The organism is uncultured Algimonas sp., assembly GCF_947498175.1.
Classification (GTDB): Bacteria; Pseudomonadota; Alphaproteobacteria; order Caulobacterales; family Maricaulaceae; genus Litorimonas.
In genome coordinates, this window is the sequence record NZ_CANMJB010000002.1 from 419,297 (window position 1) to 439,612 (window position 20,316).

The following is a 20,316-nucleotide window of genomic DNA, read 5'->3' on the forward strand; positions in this document are numbered from 1 at the left end:
ACGACCGGCCATGATTAAATTTTGGCTATGAGAAAGGCGATTATGCTGAAAGGCGCAATAACAGCCCTCGTCACTCCGTTCATGGAAAACGGGCTCGACGAGCAGGCGTTCCAAGATCATGTCGAATGGCAGATCGGATCGGGCATTCACGGGCTCGTACCGTGCGGCACGACCGGCGAAAGCGCGACGCTGGGCCATGAGGAACATAAGCGCGTCATCCGGCTCTGCGTCGAAGTCGCCGCCGGGCGCGTGCCCGTCGTCGCCGGAGCCGGATCCAACGAGACCAGCGTCTCCATCGACTATGCCCGGGTCGCCAAGGACTGCGGCGCGGACGCCGCGCTGATCGTCACGCCCTACTACAACAAACCGAGCCAGGAAGGCATCTACCGTCATTTCGAAGCCATCTCGGACGCCGTCGATCTGCCCCTCGTCGTGTACAACATTCCGGGGCGCAGCGTGGTGGACATCACCAATGAGACGATGGGCCGCCTGTCGCAGTTGCCGCACGTCTTCGCCTGCAAGGACGCGACCGGGGACGTCGCCCGCGTGCAGGGGCTGACGGATCGGTGCGGGGCGGATTTCATCCAGCTGTCGGGCGACGATCCGACGGGGCTCGGCCACTTCGTTCATGGCGGGCGCGGCACGATCAGCGTCGGCTCCAATATCGCGCCGAAGCAATATGCCGCGTTCCACGACGCGATGATGCAAGGCGATTACGACCGGGCTAGGCAGCTCAACGCCACGCTCGACCGGTTGCACAAGGACCTTTTCCTCGATCCCAGCCCGGCCCCGGCCAAATACGCCCTGTCCCTGCTGGGCCGGATGGCACCGGATGTGCGCCTGCCGATCACGCCGTGCCGTGAGGAGACGAAAGAGCGCGTGCGATCCGCCATGGTCCGTGCGGGGATCGCGTTCTAGGTGGCGAAGAAGAAAGCAGAACTGGGCGAGAACGGCGCGTTGATCGCCGAAAACCGCCGCGCGCGCTTCGACTATGCCGTTGAGGAGACGATGGAGGCCGGCGTCCAGCTGCAAGGCACGGAGGTCAAGTCCCTGCGCGCCGGTAAGGCCAACATCGCGGAGAGCTATGTCGATGTGGACGGCAACGAAGCCTGGCTCATCAATGCCAACATCCCGATCTACGAGCCGGCCGCGCAGTTCAACCACAGCCCGACCCGAAATCGCAAGCTGTTGCTGAAACGCAAGCAAATCAACCAGCTGATCGGCGAGACCCAGCGCAAGGGCCGCACCATCGTGCCGCTGCGGATCTATTTCAACAAGGACGGCCGGGTGAAGCTGATGATCGGCGTCGCGACCGGCAAGCAGGCCCACGACAAGCGCGACGTGAAAAAGAAACGCGACTGGCAAAGGGACAAGGCGCGGATCCTGCGGGAGCGCGGGTAGGGCAGAGATTTTTCGTATCGCTTTCCTATACCACCGTCTCCGGCAACAGGTGCCGGGGACGGTGAATGGGACCGCTTTTCGATTCCATCCTCGCCGACATGACTCGCAAACGCCACTCTGAGCGCAATCCCGACAATCGTATCCGCGCCTTCCCTCTTCGGCCCTATCTTCCTCCTCGTATCTTCGGTCATGCAGAGGGCGGGACAGGCGCGCTATCCTGACTTTTTGAGCCGAAGATCGCGATGGGTCCAGACCGGGGGTAGCACCCCAGTCCGGACCAGTCCGGACCGCTAGACACACCTTTGGAGAAAGAGGGTGGTCCGGACCGTCACCATCGCGCCGCGGGGCACGGAGCGACCGCACAAACATCCCTTCGGATGTTTTGCAGCGAAGTGCCGCACCGCATCGCGGTGCGGACCGTGCGCAAAGCGCACGGCGCTACGCTATCGTCCGTCCCCCGGACGGCCGATCGAAGACGCTACGCGCCCCCGCGGGCGCCCTCCGCGCTCATCTCCTCCGCCGCAGGACACGCGGTCGCACATGGGCGGCTGCGCAAAACGAAGGCTGGCCTTCCACCAAGTCCCGCGCCCGTGCGAACACCTCGAAGAACATCGCCTCCGTCAGCCTCCCCGTATTCGTATTGTAGCGCGAACAGTGGTAGCTCGACAGGACCGTATAGCCGCCCAGTTCGTACTCGCTGCCATGAGCGAATTTCTCGCGAGCGACCTTGCCGCCCAGCCCTCGAACCACACTGTCATGGGCGATCTTTCCAAGGCAGAGCAGGACTTTCAGATGGGGCAGGGCCGCGATCTGGCCAATCAGAAAGTCCCGGCACGTGTTCACTTCCGCGCCGATGGGCTTGTTCTGCGGCGGGACGCACCGTACCGCGTTGGTGATCATGGCGCGGCGGAGCGCCAGCCCGTCGTCGATCCTCGCATCGAAACGGTCGTTGGAAAAACCGAACTTCGCCAGGGCCGGATAGAGCAAGTCTCCGGCCGCATCCCCGGTGAAGGGACGTCCCGTCTTGTTCGCCCCGTTCAGTCCCGGCGCCAGGCCCACGACGAGCAGCGCCGCGTCGCGGTCGCCGAAGCTCGGTACGGGACCGTTGAAATGACGGGGCAGGCGGTCGCGGCACTCTTCCAGAAAACCGAACAGACGTGGGCAGCGGCGGCAGAAATAGGGCGGTTGCGATCCCGCGATAGGCTCACTCATAACCGTAATCGTCGTCGCCATCCTCGTAATCGTCATCGTCGCGGGGCGCAGGCTCGCGCTTGGGCCGTCCGACCTCGCGCTCCAGATCGTCGATCTCGATGAAATGGTCGGCCTGGCGGCGCAGCTCGTCAGCTAGCAGGGACGGCTTGACCGCCATGGAGGACACGACGCTCACCCGCACGCCTTGCTTCTGGACCGCTTCGACGGCGGCGCGGAAGTCGCCGTCACCGGAGAATAGCAGGATGTGATCGACATGCGGCGCGAGGTCCAGCATCCCGACCGTGATCTCGATATCCATATCGCCCTTGATCCGGGTCCGGCCGTCCCGGTCCGTATAGGTCTTGGCCTTCTTGGTGACGATGTGAAAACCGTTATAGTCCAGCCAGTCGAGCAGCGGGCGCAGGGGCGAGAAGTCGTCGTTTTCGCGCAAGGCCGTGTAGTAAAACGCCTTGATCAACCGGCCCTTGGCGCTGAAATGGGTCAGCAGGCTCTTATAGTCGATGTCGAAATCGAGCGATTTGACGGTAGAGTAGAAATTGGCGCCGTCGATGAAGATGGCGATCTTTTCGCCGGGGTGAAACGTCATTTTTGGAAGTCCGTGTCTGAAACGCAGGAAAATATGAATCGCGCCTATATCGCGTTCGGCGCGAACTTGTCCAACCCGCGCGAGACTTTGATGCAAGTCGTCACGAAGCTGGGCGAGGCGGGCGTGGTGATCGACCGCGTCTCCAATCTGTGGGCCAGTCCGGCCTGGCCGCCGGGGACCGGGGCGCCGGACTATCGCAATGCGGTGCTGGCCGTCGGGACTATGCTGGAGCCCGAAGCTCTGATGGCGCTGTTGCTGGACATCGAAACGGCCCTCGGCCGGGTCCGCACGGTTCGAAACGCCCCGCGTGTGTGCGATCTCGACCTGATCGACTATGCCGGGCGTCTCAGCGACAACCCGCGCTGCATCCTGCCGCATCCGCGCATGGCAAGACGGGATTTCGTCCTGCGGCCTCTGGCCGAAGTGGCCGGCCCGGACTGGCGCCATCCGGTCGGCGGGCAAAGCGTGGAGGCCTTGTTGGCCGCATTGGAAACGATCCCGGCGTGAAGCCGTTGCAGGCTTGATAGCCAAGGATACCGACATGCTCGAACACCGCTCGCTTCTGCTCGTCCCCGGAAACCGCCCCGAAAGTTTTGCGGAAGCCTGCGCGTCCGGCTCGGACCTGGTCTGCCTCGATCTCGAAGGAGCGGTTCCCGCCGCGGACAAGCCTGCCGCGCGCGACGCGGTGACGGGCTTTTTGAGGAGCACGGATCACGCGCATGTGGGTTTGCGCATCAACGGTCCCGCCTCCGGTTTTTTCGCCGACGACGACGAGGCCGCCGCGGCGCTGGACGTGCCCTTCGTCATGGTGCCCAAGATCGACCGGGCCGGACAGCTGGATGCCGTAACCGCCGATGCGCCGCTGATGCCCGTGATCGAAAGTGCGCGCGCCGTGCTGGCGGCCGAAGCCATCATGGCGCGCGGCGATGTCGCCATGGCCCTGTTCGGCGGCGGCGACTACACTGCCGACATGGCCATCCCGATGGCGTTCGAAAGCTTGCTGCACGTGCGCAGCCATCTGGCGATCTGTGCCGTCGCGCATGGCGTGCGCCTGTTCGACGTGCCTTATCTGGACGCAGGCGATGTGGCGGGCGGCGAGGCCGATACGGCCCGCGTCGCGGCGCTCGGCATCCGGGCGCGGGCGGCCATCGACGCGGGACAGATTCCCGCCATTCATGCCGCGCTGGACCGTATCGGCGGGCCTGTCGATCAGGCCGAACGCCTGCGCGCGGCCTATGCGCAAGAGCGGTGAGCGACGCCTAGGAGCCTTTATGAGACCGAACTACACGCTGCCGCGCCTCTATCTCGACCGTGCCCTGTCCGGCGACATCGAGCTGAGCCGCGAACAGGCGCATTATTTCGGCGGCGTGTTGCGCAAATCGCTGGGCGACCGCGTCAGGCTTTTCAACGCGGGCGACGGCGAATGGGCGGCGGAGATCGTCCAGAAGGGCCGCAAAGCGATGCGGCTGACCGTCACGGAACAGTTGCGCGCGCCGCAGCGCGTGCCGGACATCCGCTTGCTTTTCGCCCCGCTGCGCAAGCACCGCACCACGATCGTCCTCGAAAAGGCGACCGAACTCGGCGTGCGGACGCTGCAACCGGTCATCACCCATCACACGCAGTTCCCGGCCTTCAACGTCGAACGCGCGGAAGCGCAGATCGTCGAGGCGGCCGAACAGACGGAGCGGTTGGACCTGCCGGTCGTGCGCGCACCGGTCCCGCTGGAGGACGCGCTGTCGGGGACAAGAACGGTCGTCTTTGCGGACGAGTCGGGCGGTGATTGCGTCGTCGGTGCGGTGTCGCGCATCGACCTGCCGGTCGACATCCTGATCGGGCCGGAAGGCGGCTTCAGCGCGGATGAGCGGGCGCAGATCCGCGCGCGCCTCGATACCGTTCCCGTTTCGCTGGGCCCGCGCATCCTGCGCGCCGACACGGCCGCCGTCGGCTTGCTCATGATCGTGCAGGCGACGATCGGGGATTGCCGATTGGCGTATCTGTCTGGAGGCTGATGACGGGTCCGAAGCCGGCTCCGAGGTCTCACCATAGAGAACCCTGGTTGCGATCATCATTTTCAATTGGATGGCCACAAGGGCTGTAACTATTAAACTCGACATCGCGTCAGGGAGTGCGGCCTCGAAGCACAAATCTGAATGGCGGTCGGTGCAGGCGCGAGGGCTTTATTCATCGGCGCATGTTGATAAGGCTGTCAGCATGACAGCCCCGCTCGATCTCGTCATCATCGGCGCGGGCCTCTCCGGGATCGGGGCGGCCTGCCGCTACGTCACGGCCTTCCCAGACGGCCGTTTCACCATCCTGGAAGCGCGGGACGCCATCGGCGGGACGTGGGACCTGTTCCGCTATCCGGGCATCCGGTCGGATTCCGACATGCTGACGCTGGGCTACGATTTCCGGCCCTGGCCCGGAGCGAAGACGCTCGCCGACGGTCCGGCCATCCGCGACTACGTACGCGACACGGCGGCCGAGTACGGTGTGGACGAACGAGTGGAGTTCGACAGCCGCGTCGTCGGGCTTGATTTCTCGACCGGTGACGATCTCTGGACCGTCGCGGTCGAAACGGACGGGCGGCGGCGCAAGGTGCGCGCCCGCTTCGTCCTGTCCTGTGCGGGCTACTACCGCTACGACAAGGGGCACGATCCGGCGTTCGAAGGCCGGGAGGACTTTGCGGGCGACATCATCCATCCCCAATTCTGGCCGGAGGAGCTTGACCATTCCGGCAAGCGGATCGCCGTGATCGGGTCCGGCGCGACCGCCGTGACCTTGGTGCCCGAACTGGCCAAGACCGCCGCCCATGTCGTGCAGGTCCAGCGCACGCCGTCCTATGTCGCGTCCATCCCGTCTGAAGACCCGGTCGTCAAACTGACGTCGAAGATCCTGCCGTCCGACTGGTCATACAGGCTGAACCGCTGGAAGAACGTCAAGCTGACGGGCTGGTTCTACCGCCGCGCCCAGGCGGACCCGCAAAAGGCACGCGCCAATCTGCGCAAGCGCACGCTGAAGGCCGTCGGCGCTGACTATCCGGTCGACGTGCATTTCAACCCGCCTTACAATCCATGGGACCAGCGGCTCTGCATGGTGCCGGACGGCGACATGTTCGCCGCGCTCAAGGCAAGGCGCGCCAGCATCGCGACCGGTCGTATCGAGCGGTTCACGACGGACGGGATCCTGATGCAGGACGGCACGTCGGTCGAGGCCGATCTGATCGTCACCGCAACGGGGCTGGAGCTGAATTTCGGGACCAACTATCCCATCGCCATCGACGGCGCGCCGCGCGATCCGAGCGAGGGGTTCACCTACAAGGGTGTGATGGTGTCCGGCCTGCCCAACATGATGGCGGTGTTCGGCTACACAAACGCCAGCTGGACGCTGCGCGCGGATTTGATGACGCGCTATATGATCCGGCTGATGCGGCATCTGCAGAAAACCGGCATGACACGGGTCGTACCGGTCGCGCCCGAAGGCATGGAACGGCGGCCGATCCTCGATTTCCAGGCCGGTTATCTGCAACGCGCGATCCACACCATGCCCGCCCAAGGCGACCGCATGCCTTGGCTGAACGTCCAGGACTACCGCCATGACTGCCAGGTGCTGATCGAAGATCCGCTGGCGGACGAGGCGCTGCGCTTTTCGCGCGTGGAGGCAAAGGCCGCCTTGCCGGAGCCCGCCGAATGAAGACGTTGCCGCACTATGACGGAAAGGTCTGTGTCGTGACCGGCGCGGCATCGGGCATCGGCCGCGCTGTGGCCCGCAAGCTGGCGGCATCCGGCGCGACGCTGGCCTTGTCCGACATAGACGAACATGGGCTGACGGAGACGGTCGAGATGATCGGTGGGGCCAACCGGCACAAGGTGGACAGGCTGGACATGGCCGACGCCGACGCCATCGCGGCCTACGCGCCCGCGGTGCAGGCAGCGCTTGGCCCGGCGGATTACGTCTTCAACATCGCCGGTCTGACGCGGGTCGGCGATTTCAGGAACACACCGGCTGCGAGCTACGAAAAGATCATGGATGTCAATTTCTACGGCGTCGTGCGCATGTCCAAGGCGTTTCTCGAACAGCTGATCGAAACGCGCGGCGGACTCGTGAATGTCAGTTCCATCTTCGGGATCGTCGGCTGGCCGGGGCAGGCCCACTACTGCGCGTCCAAGTTCGGCGTGCGCGGCTTTTCCGAATCGCTGTCGATGGAAATGGAAGAACACGGCGTCAGCGTGACGTGTGTCCATCCCGGCGGAGTGAAGACCAATGTCGCCCGCAATGCTCAGGTCGATCACATAGGCGATCCAGGCGTCACCAAGGCCATGATGGACGAGAATTTCGACAAGCACACGCCAACGAGCGCCGAGCGAGCCGCCGAGATCATTCTGGACGGCGCGGCGCGGCGCAAACCCCGCATCATCGTCGGCCCGGACGCCCGCTTCATGCAGTTCTGGAACCGTCTGTTCCCGACGCGCTACCGCAAACTTGTGCGGAAACGCGCGCGATCGCTCACGGACGGTTGACCCGAGACGTGATCGCTACGGCCTTGCGTGTCGGTGCGGCCAGGCCTAGGCGGCGTTTGTGAGCGGCCCGTCTTCCCCAAATCCCCAACCGATCGAACACCACGCGCAGATGGTCGAATATCTCGCCGAGGGCTGCAAGCCCAAGGCAGATTGGCGCATCGGCACGGAACACGAGAAGATCGCGTTCGCGACGGCAGATAACGCGCCGCTGACTTATGACGGCGAAACCTCGATCCGCGCACTGCTGCAAGGGCTGCTCCGCTTCGGCTGGCATCCGGTGGAAGAGAACGGCCTGCTGATCGCGCTCAAGCGCGACGGGGCCTCGGTCAGCCTGGAACCGGGCGGGCAGTTCGAACTGAGCGGCGCCCCGGTCGAACATGTCCACCAGACCTGCGCCGAGGTCACGCGCCACCTGCGCGAGGTCAAGACGGTGGCCGACGAGATCGGTGCGGGCTTCCTGTCGCTCGGTTTCCGGCCCGACACGCGGTTGGAGGACGTGCCGGTCATGCCCAAGGGCCGCTACAAGATCATGCGCGCCTACATGCAACGCGTCGGCACGCTGGGCCGGGAGATGATGTTCCGCACCTGCACGGTGCAGACCAACCTCGATTTTTCGTCCGAGGCCGACATGGTGCGCAAATTCCGCGTCAGCCTCGCCCTGCAGCCCATCGCCACGGCGTTGTTCGCCAATTCGCCTTTCACCGACGGCACGCTGAACGGCTTTAGATCCTACCGGTCGCGCGTCTGGATGGACACGGACGCTGACCGGACCGGCATGTTGCCTTTCGTGTTCGAGGACGGGTTCGGGTTTGAGCGCTATGTCGATTACGCGCTCGATGTGCCGATGTATTTCGTCCACCGGAACGGCACCTATCTAGACGCGTCGGGCAAGAGTTTTCGCGACTTTCTGGACGGCAAGCTCGACCTGGTGCCGGGCGAGCGCGCGACCCTGTCCGATTTCGAGGATCACCTCTCGACCATCTTTCCGGAAGTCCGGCTGAAGCGTTTCCTGGAGATGCGCGGCGCGGATACGGGGCCGTGGGACGAGCTTTGCGCGCTGCCTGCCTTCTGGGTCGGATTGCTCTATGATGACGGCGCGCTGGACGCGGCGTGGGATCTGGTGAAGGGCTGGACAGAGGCAGAGCGCCAACAATTGCGCGAAGATGTGCCCGCACAGGGGTTCGACGCCGTCATTCGCGGCCGGTCCGTGCGCGATCTGGCGGAAGCGACGCTCGACATCGCCCGCGAGACGCTGAACAAACGTGCGCGCATGAACGGGCACGGCGAGAACGAAAGCGTCTTCCTCCAACCGCTCGACGCCATGGTCCGCACGGGGCAGTCCAACGCCGACCGCCTGATCGCGGCCTATCTGGGCGACTGGAACGGCGACATTTCGCGATGTTATACGGAGTGCATCTATTAGCGTGACGCCACACACGACGCATGTCTTCGTCGCAGCAACGCCGACGAAATCAGCGCTGCGCCGCTGGCGGGTCGGAAGCCCGCCATGAACGTTTTTTGGGCTTCATTGCACCGAAGCCGTCCAATTCCGGGGCTTGCATATCGCCATGTCTGTCTTGCAATTATGACTGGCCGGGTTTTCGGCAGGCCCGTCATTTGCGTCCAGCGGGCAGGACGAGCGTCACCAGCCCCGTAATCGTTTGAAGTTTCACCCCTTTTGCCGACGCGTCCGTCCTGCCATCAAGGATGCGTCATACAGGATCATGCAGCCCAGTGTCGCTTCATTCATTCCTGCATGGCCTCATGTGACCCATTTCGCGGCGCGTGCCGGGTAGGGCGCGGGCGTGGCGACTCCCCCGCCATACCGTCAACGCACCTGTTCTGAACCCGAAAGTCCGATCCATGAAAACCCTGACTCTCCTTGCCGCCGCCGCCCTGATCGTCCTGCCCGGCGCCGCCCTCGCCAGCACGTCCACCGCCGACAACATCTCCGCCTGCAAGGCCGAAATCGAGAGTCAGTTGGACGCGACCCAGACCGATCTCGACTTCAAGACGGTCAAGGGCAATTCCCGCGTCCAGACCCTGTCATTCCGCATCGAAGCCGACGGCGAGAAGGACAAAGTGACCTGCAAGGTCCGCCGCGACGACACGGTCGAAGTCGTCTGGGGCAAGACCGTGAAGCCTGCCGAGAAAGTATTGAGCGTCGAAGCCGACGTCTCGGCCAGCGCCGGCAAGTAACGCATGTCCAAATCCGGACGCGCTTCATCGCGCGTCTCCCTTCTTGACGCCTCCGCCGATGCGGGGGCGTTTTCGTTCCGGCTTGACCCGGACCGCCCCTGTGCCCGATGGATCATGCCATATCACGCATGGAGGCTGCCTTGACCCGTTCCCGCTTTTTCCTCTCCGCCGCCTGTCTGGCGCTCGTGGCCGGGGCGCTGCCGTCTCAGGCGGCCACCCCTCAGGAGGTGCTGGCGTCCAAGCTGCGCGCCGTGGAAACCATCATCGACGCGCAATTGGCCAAAGAGGCCGTCCCCGGCGCGGCCTTTGCCATCGTCGCCGACCAGGACACGGTCTGGAGACACACTTACGGCGTTCAGGATCTGCAGACCCGGCGCAGCGTGACGGACGATACGGCGTTCAGCATCTGCTCGGTTTCCAAGCTGTTCACCGGAATTTCGGTCATGGATCTGGTCGAAGACGGCCGCATCGATCTGGACGCGCCCTTGTCGCGCTATCTCGGCGACGATGCGGGTGAGGGCGCAGACGATGTCACGGTCCGCAACCTGCTGTCGCACGTATCGGGACTGCCGCGCGAAAACGCCGATTTCTGGTTCAACAATGCATTTCCGGACGACGGCACGCTGCGCGCCAATGTGTCCATGCGCGAGGACTGGTACGAGCCCTACGACCACTGGCAGTATTCCAATCTCGGCATGGCGGCGCTGGGCCAAGTGATCGAAGCGGCGAGCGGGCGGTCCTTCCACGATTATGTCCAGGCGGAAATCCTGAACCCGCTCGGCATGGAGAACACGACGACCGACATGCCGTTCGACAGGGTCGGGCAGGGATTCGCGCGCGGCTATTATGTCCGCGACGGACGCGGCCAGCGCCAACCGGTCGCGCCGCACAGCTTCGACGCTTACGCGTCCGCCGCCGGGGTCGCGTCCAGCATCGACGACATGGCCGACTTCATGGCTTGGCATTTCCGCCTGCGCGATGCGGACGACGCCGAGATCCTCGACCCCGCCACGCTGAAGACGATGCAGCGGGTCCATTGGACTGGTGAGGACTTCGACGAACCGGCCTGGGGCCTTGCCTATGCGACGCGCCGACTGGACGGCAAGACCCTCTGGGGACACGGCGGATACTGCCCCGGCACGGTGACCGAATTCATGATGCGCAATCCGGACAGGATCGGCGTGATTGCCATGGCGACCGCCAACGATGTCAGCGCGGGCGGACTGGCGCGCATGATCTACGCGATGACGTCGGAGGACGTGAAGGCCGTTCACGGCGAGGATGCGCAAGACGCGGCGTCGGACGAGTCCCGCGACCTGACGGATTATGAAGGTCATTACAGCCGGCCCAATTATGACTGGGACGTCTATATCGGCCTGGCTGGGGACGGGCTGTTCCGCGTGCCGCTGCATGACGACGAACCGCAGGACGAGATGGAAACGTTCGAGCCTGTCGAAGGCGATCTGTTCCGCCGCCAGCGCGAGGACGGTTCCGACGGCGAACCCCTGCGCTTCGTGCGCGACGATGCGGGCCGGGTTATCGAAGTGGTGAGCGGCGGCTACAGGCTCCGCCGCGAATGATCGGCCGCATTTGCGCCACATTGTTGCGAAAACGAGGCGGCGTTCCGCCTCACTCCTGCCAAACCCCGGCGTTAGGGTTCTATCAATCGCAACACACGCTGGGGTTTTACACATGCAGACATTGAGCCTAGTCAAAGACCGGAACTACACCTCCCGCCGCGTCGGAGCCCGGTCCATGGCCACAATCTTCCTTGTCGATGATGACGAGAACATCCTGACCTCGGTCTCCATGTATCTGGAAGGCGAGGGCTACGAGGTCCGCAAGTTCCATGACGGGGCGAGCGCGCTCGACGCGTTGCGCGCCAGCCCGCCGGACCTGGCCGTGTTCGACGTGAAGATGCCGCGCATGGACGGGATCGAACTGTTGCGCCGCTTGCGCCAGACCTCCAATCTGCCCGTGATCTTCCTGACCTCCAAGGATGACGAGCTAGACGAGGCAATCGGCTTTTCCATGGGCGCGGACGACTACATCACCAAGCCGTTCTCGCAGCGTCTGCTCGGCGAGCGCATCAAGGCCATACTGCGCCGCGCCAAGCTGACGTCCACGGCCGATCCGATGCCCGAAGCGGGCGACGACAAGGTCATCCGCCGCGGCAAGCTGCTGCTCGATCCGAATCGCCACGCCTGTTCCTGGAACGGCGACCAGGTGCGATTGACGGTGACGGAGTTCCTGATCCTGGAGGCGCTGGCCAAGCGTCCGGGCTACGTCAAATCGCGCGACCAGCTGATGGATGCCGCCTATGACGACCAGATCTATGTCGATGACCGGACCATCGACAGCCACATAAAACGGCTTCGCAAAAAATTCCGCAAGACGGACAGCACCTTCGACGGTATCGAAACGCTCTATGGCGTCGGATACAAATACAAGGAAAGCTGAGACGCGAACCGTTTCCGGACGAGCGTCCCGTCCCCGTTTCCGTCCCTTGCGCCGTCTCGGCCTACGGGCGGCGCGGCGGAAAAGAGAACGCCGGCGCTTCACGCCCCGGCGTTTTCTGCTGTCCTCGAGACTGACGCAGCTGATCCTGGCAGCCAATCTGGTTGGCCTGGCGATCCTCGTGGCCGGCGCGCTGGCCATGAACCGGTTCGAGGACGGGCTGATCCAGGGCAAGGTGGACAATCTCGCCTCGCTCGCCGCGACCATCACCACGGTGATGGGCGAACGCGCGACCGGGCAGGGACAGGCGTCCGAACTCGACATCGACAATGCTCGGCAGGTTCTGCGCGGGGTCAATGTGCCGCGCGATTGGCGCGTGCGACTGCACGACCGGTCGGGCCAGGTCGTGGCCGACACGGCGCAGCTGGACGACGATATCGAAGTCGGCGCGCTCGACCCGATCCAGACCGAGGAAACGCCGCCCGCGCCGCGTCGCGATCGCTGGCGCGATTCGGCCGACGCTTGGCTGCAATCCGTCTTCCAAGACTTGCCCTGGCGCGAGGCCCGGCGCAACCGCATGCGTCGCGACCTGAAGGCGGACGTTCGCACCGCCCTGACCGGGGACCCCGTGACCGGCGCGCATTACGACGAGGCCGATACGCTGGTCGTGTCGGCCACTTTGCCGGTCACGCGCGTGCAACAGGTCTTGGGTGCGGTGACGGTGGAAAGCCGGGACGTCAGCGGCATCGTCAATGCGGAGCGACGCGCGCTGGCGCCGATCATCGGACTGGCGCTCGCCATGGCGCTGCTATCGTCGTTCGCGTTGATCCTCTTCATCACCCTGCCGATGCGTCGTCTGGCCAAGGCGTCGGAACGGGTGGCGCGCAATCCGCAGAATTACGACGTCATTCCTGACCTGTCCTACCGCCGCGACGAGATCGGCGATCTGTCCGTGGTCATGCGCGACATGACGCGCGGGCTCTACAACCGGGTGGACGACATCGCCAATTTCGCCGCCGACGTGGCGCACGAGATCAAGAACCCGCTGACGTCTTTGCGGTCGGCCGCCGATACGCTGCGCGTGGCCCGCACGGATGCGGACCGCGAGAAGCTGATCGCGATCATTTCCCAGGATGTGGCGCGCATGACCCGGCTGATCACCGATATCAGCGACGCCTCCAGGGTGGATGCCAACCTGGCCCGCGATACGGCGCAGACCCTTGATGTCGGCGAAGTCGTCGGCAACATCGCCGCCTTCTATCGCCAGACCCGCTCGGGCACGGGCCCGTCGGTGGTCGATGAAAGCGCGCTCGGTGCGCCCGTCTATATCCGCGCGTTCGAAACGCCGTTCGCGCAGGTGCTGCGCAACCTGATCGACAATGCGCTGACCTTCTCGCCAGAGGGCGGCACGGTGCGGATCGGGGCCAGCGCGGACGAACGGACCGTGAGCATCTCCGTCACGGACGAAGGCCCCGGCATCCCGCCCGGCAATCTGGAAACCGTGTTCGAGCGATTCTACACGCAGCGCCCGGAAGGCGCGACGTTCGGCTCGCATTCCGGGCTGGGACTGGCGATCAGTCGCCAGATCGTGGCCGCCCACAAGGGCCGCATCTGGGCCGAAAACCGCATGGATGCGTCCGGCAACGTAGTAGGGGCGCGTTTTACCGTGGAGCTTCCGCGACAGACACAGGGCGGGGGACCGTCCGCACCGCGGCGCATGCGGAGTTAGCGTGCCGGAGCGGCAGACGCAGTTCCACGTCAGAAAGCGCTTTACGCGGCGCGAAAATCCGGTTTTACCCGGCAGATGCATTGCCGGATTGTCATATGATCGGACTGGTCATCGTCACCCATGGCGAACTCGCCATCGAGCTGAAGCGCGCGACCGAACATGTGGTCGGGCCGCAGGACGCGATCGAGACGATCTGCATCGGCCCCGATGACGATATCGAACGCCGCCGCGACGATATCCGCAAGGCGGTGGACAAGGTCGAGGCGGGGCGCGGCGTCATCCTGCTGACCGACATGTTCGGCGGCACGCCGTCTAATCTCGCCATTTCCATGCTCCGCGACGACAAGGTCGAAGTGCTGGCCGGGGTCAATCTGCCCATGCTGATTAAGCTGGCCGAAGCCCGCCGCACGGCGACCCTGTCCGAAGCTTCGCAGAAGGCCAAGGACGCCGGGCAGCGCTATATCGCCATCGCGTCGCGCATCCTGGCCGGCGAAGGCTGATGCCGCTCGGCTGCGGCATACCCGAAGCCGACGGTGCTCCCACGGCGTCCACCACGCTGCAGCTTCGCAACATGCGCGGCCTGCACGCGCGGGCGTCCAACAAGTTCATGGATGTGGTCAGCCGGCACGACGCGCGCGTCTGGGTGCGCAGCCACAACGACGTCTGCGCTGAAACCGTGGAGGCGGACAGCGTGATGGAACTGCTTCTGCTCGGCGCGGCCTGCGGGGAGAAGATCACCCTGACCGCGCAAGGCCGGGAGGCCGAAACCGTGATCGAGGCGCTGAGCCGGTTGGTCGGCGAACGGTTCGGGGAAGGCGAATGAGACGCGCGGCGATCATGGCGTTAGGCCTGAGCGCCATCGGGCTCGCCGGGTGCGGCTCGACGAGCGTCTTCAACCCGCAGAGCCAATATCCGCCCGATCCCTATGTGAAGGGGTATGCCGACCCTGACGACTGCATCGGCGGCGAAGCGCTGGCGGCGATCGATCTCGACCTTCCCGAATACCCGAAACGCCCGTTCCGCACCGGCCGTCAGGGCTGGGTCCTGCTGCGCCTGGACATTGCACCGGACGGCTCGGTCGCCGCGGCCGAAACGGAACGCGCCCTGCCAGTCGGATTGTTCGAAGCCTCGGCCGAGAGGGCCGTCCGGACCTGGACGTTCGAACCGCCGCGCGGCGGGGCGCTGACGGATTGCCGGGTGCTGGTCCGCTACCGCATGGGCGCGGTCAGCTTGGGCGGGTAGGCTCCAGCCATGCGGATCCTTCCCGTCATCGTGAGCGGCGGTGCCGGCAGCCGCCTTTGGCCGCTGTCGCGCCAATCGGCGGAGAAGCAGTTCCTGGCCCTGTCGGGCGAACGCACCATGATCCGCGACACCGCCGACCGCTTCCGCGACGACGATTTCCTGCCGCCCGTCTTCATCTGCAGCGAAAGCCACATTCCGGCCATCCAAGCCCAGATCGACGATATCGGCACGATCATCGTCGAACCGGAAGGCCGCAATACGGGGCCGTGCGCCATGGTGGCTGCGCTGCACGCTTCGACCCACGGACCGGACACGCTGCTGCTGCTCTGTCCGGCCGACCACGTCATCCGCAAGCCGGACCGGTTGCTGGACGCCGTACGCACGGCAGCGCCCATTGCGGCCGACGGTCATCATGTCACGTTCGGCATCGCGCCCGACCGGCCGGCGACCGGGTTCGGCTATATCCAGCGCGGCGAGGCGTTAGCCGACGAAGCCTTCAGGGTCGCGTCCTTCCGAGAAAAGCCGGACGAAGCGACGGCGCGGACTTATCTGGCCGAAGGCGGCTACTACTGGAACAGTGGGATATTCCTGCTCAAACCGTCCCTGGTGATCGAAGAGATGCTGCGTTTGGCGCCGGACTGTGCCAATCCGGCGCGCAAATCCTACGTCAAGGCAATGCGCGACGGTCAGACCATTACGCTGGATGGGGCCGCGTTTGCGCGCTGCAAGCCCGAACCGATCGACATTGCGCTGATGGAACGGACCAGCCTCGGAGCCGTCCTGCCCTGCGATCTGGGGTGGCGCGACATCGGCAGTTTCAAGTCCTATCGCGCGCTCCATGCGGACGGTACGGACACCGTCATCCTCGGCGACGGCTACGCCCATGGCAGCCAGGACAGCCTGATCGACACAGACGGACCGCTCGTGGCGTTGGTCGGGCTCGACAATGTGGGCGTGATCGTGCGCGACGGCCGCATCCTCGTCGTCAATCTGGACGCTTCGCAGGACGTCAAGGACATCGTGACCCAACTCAAGGCCGACGGCCGGATGGACAAGCTCTGACATGACACGGTACTTCGGAACGGACGGGATCCGCGGCCGCGCGGGCGAGGGCAAGCTGTCGGCGGCGTCGGTCGCCGCCATGGCCGACGCCATCGGCGCGCATTTCGGCCCGGGCTCGCAGGCGGTGATCGGCCGCGACACGCGCGAATCCGGCCCCGGCCTGGAGGCCGTCATGACGGAACGGCTCGTCCGGCAGGGCGTGGACGTGACCGCGCTCGGCGTCTTGCCGACCCCGGCGGCCGCCATGACGGTCCCGCATCTGGACGCGGATTTCGGCCTGATGATCACGGCGTCGCACAATCCATGGCACGATAACGGCGTGAAACTGTTCGGCGCCGACGGCCGCAAGATCTCGGACGCCGATCAGGACGCGATCGAGGCTTTGATCAGGACAAGCCTGTCGGACGGACTCCCCGCTGCAAGCAGGCCCGGTGAGCACCGAACGGATGACGGGCTGGGTGACGTCTATGTCGAAACCCTGCAGAAAGCCTACCGCGCCGTAGGCGGTGCGGACCTGTCCGGCTTGTCCATCGTCGTGGATGCGGCCAACGGGGCGGCCTACAGAACGTTGCCCGCCACCTTGCGCGCGCTGGGCGCCGATCCGGTTCTGATCGGCACGGCGCCCGACGGCCGCAACATCAATGCCGGTTGCGGCTCCACCCACACAGACGCGCTTGTCGCCCAAGTCCGGCAGGCGAAGGCGGATGTCGGCGTGGCGCTCGACGGCGATGCGGACCGCCTGATCCTCGTGGACAGTGACGGCGCCGTCGTGGACGGGGACCAGATCATCGCACGGCTCGCCACGGATTGGCAGGCAAGCGGCCGGCTGCGCGGCCGGGCCGTCGTGTCCACCGTCATGTCCAATCTCGGCCTCGAACATTATCTCGACCGGTTGGGACTGGCGCTCGAACGCACGCCCGTCGGCGACCGTCACGTCGCGGCCCGCATGGCGGAGCTGGACGCCAACCTGGGCGGGGAGCCGTCGGGCCACCTGCTCATGACCGATCATGCCGTGACGGGCGACGGCAGCCTTGCGGCGTTGATGATTCTGGCTGGACTCGCCGCATCGGGCGCGACGAGCGCGTCCTGGCTCCGCCTGTTCGATCCCTTGCCGCAGATCCTGCGCAATGTGCGCTATTCCGGCCCGTCTCCGCTGGAAACCGACTCCGTCAAGGCTGCCATCCGGTCGGCGCAGGACAAGCTCGCCGACACGGGCCGCCTTCTGGTCCGGGCATCGGGCACCGAGCCGCTCATCCGCGTCATGGCGGAAGGCTCCGACCCGCAGCTCGTTTCGGCTACGGTCGAAGAAGTCTGCAAAGAGGTGGCTTCCGCCGCCCGATAGTCGCGCTCGGCGCTTTTCATCCCCGATTCAGGCGGCTAACGCTATGGCTCAGGGATGAAGGCCCCCGGCGATCCGGCCGGGCTCATACGGGAAGAAGGTTGCACGACCGTGCCGCTGCAGTTTGTCGATATCCACTTGGCCGTGACGAGCGTGGCCGTCGGGCTCGCCCTTTTGATGGGCGGGCTGGTCGTCATATTGCTGCGGCGACTTGGCCTGTCGGAACTGCGCTGGAAAGCGCGCGCGCGCGAGCTCGACCGCCAGATCGGCGGTTATGATTCCGTGTTCGGCGCCTATCCGGGCCTGGTTCTGGTCTGGGAGAACAAGGCGGGCGCATTCGCTTCGGACGGGGAATTCGGCCAGCCGCGCATTTTCGGCAGCCCGGCCGCGTTGGCCTCGATGATGCGCTTTTCCGAACCCGGACCGGCGCGCGCCCTGCCGATGCGCATCCTGTCCGGCCTGGCGGATCTGGACACCATGTCCGACAAGCCCAAGCCGCCGACCTTGCGCACCCTGCTGGCCGCGCTGCGGGCCAGCGGCGGGGGCTTTTCCGCCTCGATCGTGCTGCCAGAAGGCGAGATCATCGAAGCCGACGGCCGCGTCGCGGGGTCGCAGGTCGTCCTGTGGCTGCAGGATGCCTCGATCCGAGGCGAGGACGAGCGCGAGGCGATCTCGCGCTTCGAAATCAGCCGCCTGACGGCGGAAGTCGAACCGGTCGCCTTCGTCGAGATGATGAGCCGCGCGCCCCATCCGGTCTGGCGCCTGTCCAGCACGCGCAAGATCAATTGGGCCAATCCGGTCTATGTGCGCACGGTCGGCGGGCGCGACCTGGCCGACGTGATCGACCGCCAGCTCCACCTCGACGCCGCCGCCCAGGCGGAGGCGATGAACGTGCTGGAGACCGGCGAGCCGACGCGCACGGTCCGGCCCATCGTCACCGGCAAGGGCCAGCGCATGGCCATGCGCATCGACCTGTTCCCGGTCAGCGGCGGGGTCGCCGGCATCGCCATGGATTCGTCCGAAGCCGATACGCTCAAGCGCATGCTCGACCGCCACGTCGCCGCCTATGAAGCCTGGCTCGGCAAGACGGGCGAGGCCGTCATCTCGTTCGCCCCCGATCAGGTTCTGCGGAGCTACAATCCGGCGTTCACGAACCTGTTCAAGTTCGACGAAAGCTGGCTGCAAAGCGGGCCGAGCCATTCGGCGCTGCTCGACCGGCTGCGCGAGAGCGAGCAGCTGCCGCAGAAATCCGACTACCGCCAATGGAAGGCGGACGAACTCGATCTCTATACGGAATGGCCGGCGGAAATACCCGAAGAGACGTGGACCCTTCCCAATGGCAATCTCTATCGCGTGGTGCGGATGCGCGATGCCGAAGGCGGGATCAGCATGCTGTTTTCAGACATCACCGACAAGATGACGCTCAAGAGCAAGCTCGGCACGCTGATCAATGTGCAGCGCGCGACGCTGGACAAGCTGCGCGAAGGCATCGCCGTGTTCGGCACGGACGGGCGGCTGCGGCTGCATAATGCGGCTTTCTCGCGGCTCTGGAGCCTTTCGGAGGACGAATTGAAGGATCATCCGCGTTTCTCGGAGATCATCGAGATGTGCCTGCCGCTCTATCACGACGCCGAATTCTGGTCGGATCTGAAAGCGCGCGCGACCGACCCCGACCCGGATGTGCGCCGCCAGGTGGCCGACGAGATCACCTGTTCGGACGACCGTATCCTCAGCTGGCTGTCGCGCCCGCTGCCCGACGGGGCGACCCTGATCGCCTGGGACGACATCACCGCGTCCAAGCGCACGGAGCGGGCGTTGCGCGAACGCGCCGAAGCGCTGGAGGAAGCCGACCAGATGAAGAGCGAATTCGTCGGCCATGTCTCCTACCAGTTGCGCACGCCGCTGACGACCATCGCGGGCTATTCGGACTTCCTGCAGAATGGCGGGGCAGGCGAGCTGTCCGACAAACAGAGCGAATATGTCTTCGCCATACAGAGCGCGTCGGAAGACCTGGCCAAGGCGATCGACGACATTCTCGACATCGCCGCCATCGAAGCCGACAAGCTGGATCTCGAACTGGGCGACGTGGACATATTCGCGCTGCTCGACCATGCGCTCGACTATGTGGCGACCAAGGCCGAAGACACTCGCGTGACGCTGGACCTGATCTGCGACCCGGCCATCGGCATGGTGCGCGCGGACGAAACGCGGCTCAAGCAGGTCGTGTACAATCTGCTGGCCAATGCGCTGCGCTTCACCCGGCCGGGCGGACTGATCGAACTGGGCGCGGAGCGCTCGGCCGCAGGCGGCATCCGGCTCTGGGTGCGCGATACAGGGGTCGGCATTCCGCTCGACCGGCAGGCGGCCGTGTTCGAAAGCTTCGAGAGCTCGCGCGGCGGGGTCGGGCTGGGCCTGACCCTGGTGCAGCGCATCATCGACCGGCACGGCGGTTGGGTCGAGTTGGACAGCGTCGAAGGGCAGGGCACGCATGTGTCCTGCTACCTGCCCAAGGAAGCCGACCCGGCCAGCGCCCAGCCGGAACTTTTCGCCGTCGTGGACGGCTGACCGTTCG

The 20,316-nt window shown here is 65.2% G+C and carries 20 protein-coding genes; 18 read left to right on the forward strand and 2 right to left on the reverse strand.

The window, feature by feature from the left end:
- The first annotated feature begins 42 nt into the window (after window positions 1-42).
- Both dapA and smpB read left to right on the forward strand, forming a co-directional pair.
- A complete protein-coding gene (gene dapA / locus Q0718_RS04515) occupies window positions 43-918 on the forward strand; it encodes a 4-hydroxy-tetrahydrodipicolinate synthase (protein WP_298914117.1) in 876 nt (291 codons plus the stop codon).
- A gap of 21 nt (window positions 919-939) precedes the next feature.
- Window positions 940-1,401 carry an SsrA-binding protein SmpB gene (gene smpB / locus Q0718_RS04520; RefSeq protein WP_366523822.1) on the forward strand — a complete coding sequence of 154 codons (462 nt, stop codon included), beginning with the start codon at window positions 940-942 and terminating at the stop codon, window positions 1,399-1,401.
- Window positions 1,402-1,908: 507 nt separating this feature from the next.
- On the opposite strand, the gene Q0718_RS04525 is transcribed toward smpB, so the two are convergent.
- A complete protein-coding gene (locus tag Q0718_RS04525; RefSeq protein WP_298914122.1) occupies window positions 1,909-2,613 on the reverse strand; it encodes a uracil-DNA glycosylase in 705 nt (234 codons plus the stop codon).
- Complete coding sequence (locus tag Q0718_RS04530; protein ID WP_298914125.1) at window positions 2,606-3,199, reverse strand: NYN domain-containing protein; 594 nt, start codon at window positions 3,197-3,199, stop codon at window positions 2,606-2,608. The genes Q0718_RS04525 and Q0718_RS04530 overlap by 8 nt, the downstream gene beginning before the upstream one ends.
- Before the next feature lie 33 nt (window positions 3,200-3,232).
- Between Q0718_RS04530 and folK the strand changes: the two genes are divergently transcribed.
- From folK to Q0718_RS04610, 16 genes are all read left to right on the forward strand, one after another.
- Window positions 3,233-3,706: a 2-amino-4-hydroxy-6-hydroxymethyldihydropteridine diphosphokinase gene (gene folK, locus Q0718_RS04535; RefSeq protein ID WP_298914127.1), complete on the forward strand. Its 474-nt coding sequence runs from the start codon at window positions 3,233-3,235 to the stop codon at window positions 3,704-3,706.
- Between the two features lie 34 nt (window positions 3,707-3,740).
- Window positions 3,741-4,451, forward strand: a complete 711-nt coding sequence (locus Q0718_RS04540; protein WP_298914130.1) for an aldolase/citrate lyase family protein — start codon at window positions 3,741-3,743, stop codon at window positions 4,449-4,451.
- A gap of 19 nt (window positions 4,452-4,470) precedes the next feature.
- A complete protein-coding gene (locus tag Q0718_RS04545) occupies window positions 4,471-5,208 on the forward strand; it encodes a 16S rRNA (uracil(1498)-N(3))-methyltransferase (protein WP_298914133.1) in 738 nt (245 codons plus the stop codon).
- A 202-nt stretch (window positions 5,209-5,410) separates the two neighbouring features.
- Window positions 5,411-6,889, forward strand: coding sequence for an NAD(P)/FAD-dependent oxidoreductase (locus Q0718_RS04550; RefSeq protein ID WP_298914136.1), 1,479 nt, complete (start codon window positions 5,411-5,413; stop codon window positions 6,887-6,889).
- Window positions 6,886-7,716, forward strand: coding sequence for an SDR family NAD(P)-dependent oxidoreductase (locus Q0718_RS04555; protein ID WP_298914139.1), 831 nt, complete (start codon window positions 6,886-6,888; stop codon window positions 7,714-7,716). Before Q0718_RS04550 ends, Q0718_RS04555 begins: the two co-directional genes overlap by 4 nt.
- A gap of 58 nt (window positions 7,717-7,774) precedes the next feature.
- Window positions 7,775-9,139 carry a glutamate--cysteine ligase gene (locus Q0718_RS04560; RefSeq protein ID WP_298914141.1) on the forward strand — a complete coding sequence of 455 codons (1,365 nt, stop codon included), beginning with the start codon at window positions 7,775-7,777 and terminating at the stop codon, window positions 9,137-9,139.
- A gap of 440 nt (window positions 9,140-9,579) precedes the next feature.
- Entirely contained in the window at window positions 9,580-9,915 is a 336-nt protein-coding gene (locus Q0718_RS04565) for a hypothetical protein (protein WP_298914143.1), read from the forward strand.
- A 140-nt stretch (window positions 9,916-10,055) separates the two neighbouring features.
- Window positions 10,056-11,495, forward strand: coding sequence for a serine hydrolase (locus Q0718_RS04570; RefSeq protein ID WP_298914146.1), 1,440 nt, complete (start codon window positions 10,056-10,058; stop codon window positions 11,493-11,495).
- A gap of 175 nt (window positions 11,496-11,670) precedes the next feature.
- Window positions 11,671-12,375 carry a response regulator transcription factor gene (locus tag Q0718_RS04575; protein ID WP_298914149.1) on the forward strand — a complete coding sequence of 235 codons (705 nt, stop codon included), beginning with the start codon at window positions 11,671-11,673 and terminating at the stop codon, window positions 12,373-12,375.
- Window positions 12,344-14,101 carry a stimulus-sensing domain-containing protein gene (locus Q0718_RS04580; protein ID WP_298914152.1) on the forward strand — a complete coding sequence of 586 codons (1,758 nt, stop codon included), beginning with the start codon at window positions 12,344-12,346 and terminating at the stop codon, window positions 14,099-14,101. The genes Q0718_RS04575 and Q0718_RS04580 overlap by 32 nt, the downstream gene beginning before the upstream one ends.
- Before the next feature lie 95 nt (window positions 14,102-14,196).
- Window positions 14,197-14,601 carry a PTS sugar transporter subunit IIA gene (locus Q0718_RS04585; RefSeq protein WP_298914155.1) on the forward strand — a complete coding sequence of 135 codons (405 nt, stop codon included), beginning with the start codon at window positions 14,197-14,199 and terminating at the stop codon, window positions 14,599-14,601.
- Window positions 14,601-14,924, forward strand: coding sequence for an HPr family phosphocarrier protein (locus Q0718_RS04590; protein ID WP_298914158.1), 324 nt, complete (start codon window positions 14,601-14,603; stop codon window positions 14,922-14,924). The genes Q0718_RS04585 and Q0718_RS04590 overlap by 1 nt, the downstream gene beginning before the upstream one ends.
- The gene (locus Q0718_RS04595) at window positions 14,921-15,343 is read left to right on the forward strand and encodes an energy transducer TonB (protein WP_298914160.1); all 423 of its coding nucleotides are present in this window, start codon (window positions 14,921-14,923) and stop codon (window positions 15,341-15,343) included. The genes Q0718_RS04590 and Q0718_RS04595 overlap by 4 nt, the downstream gene beginning before the upstream one ends.
- Window positions 15,344-15,352: 9 nt before the next feature.
- Window positions 15,353-16,405 carry a sugar phosphate nucleotidyltransferase gene (locus Q0718_RS04600; protein WP_298914163.1) on the forward strand — a complete coding sequence of 351 codons (1,053 nt, stop codon included), beginning with the start codon at window positions 15,353-15,355 and terminating at the stop codon, window positions 16,403-16,405.
- Window position 16,406: 1 nt separating this feature from the next.
- Window positions 16,407-17,747 (forward strand): phosphoglucosamine mutase, encoded by a 1,341-nt coding sequence (glmM, locus tag Q0718_RS04605; protein WP_298914166.1) that lies wholly within the window; start codon window positions 16,407-16,409, stop codon window positions 17,745-17,747.
- Between the two features lie 54 nt (window positions 17,748-17,801).
- Entirely contained in the window at window positions 17,802-20,309 is a 2,508-nt protein-coding gene (locus Q0718_RS04610; protein ID WP_298914169.1) for a PAS domain-containing sensor histidine kinase, read from the forward strand.
- Window positions 20,310-20,316: the final 7 nt, after the last annotated feature.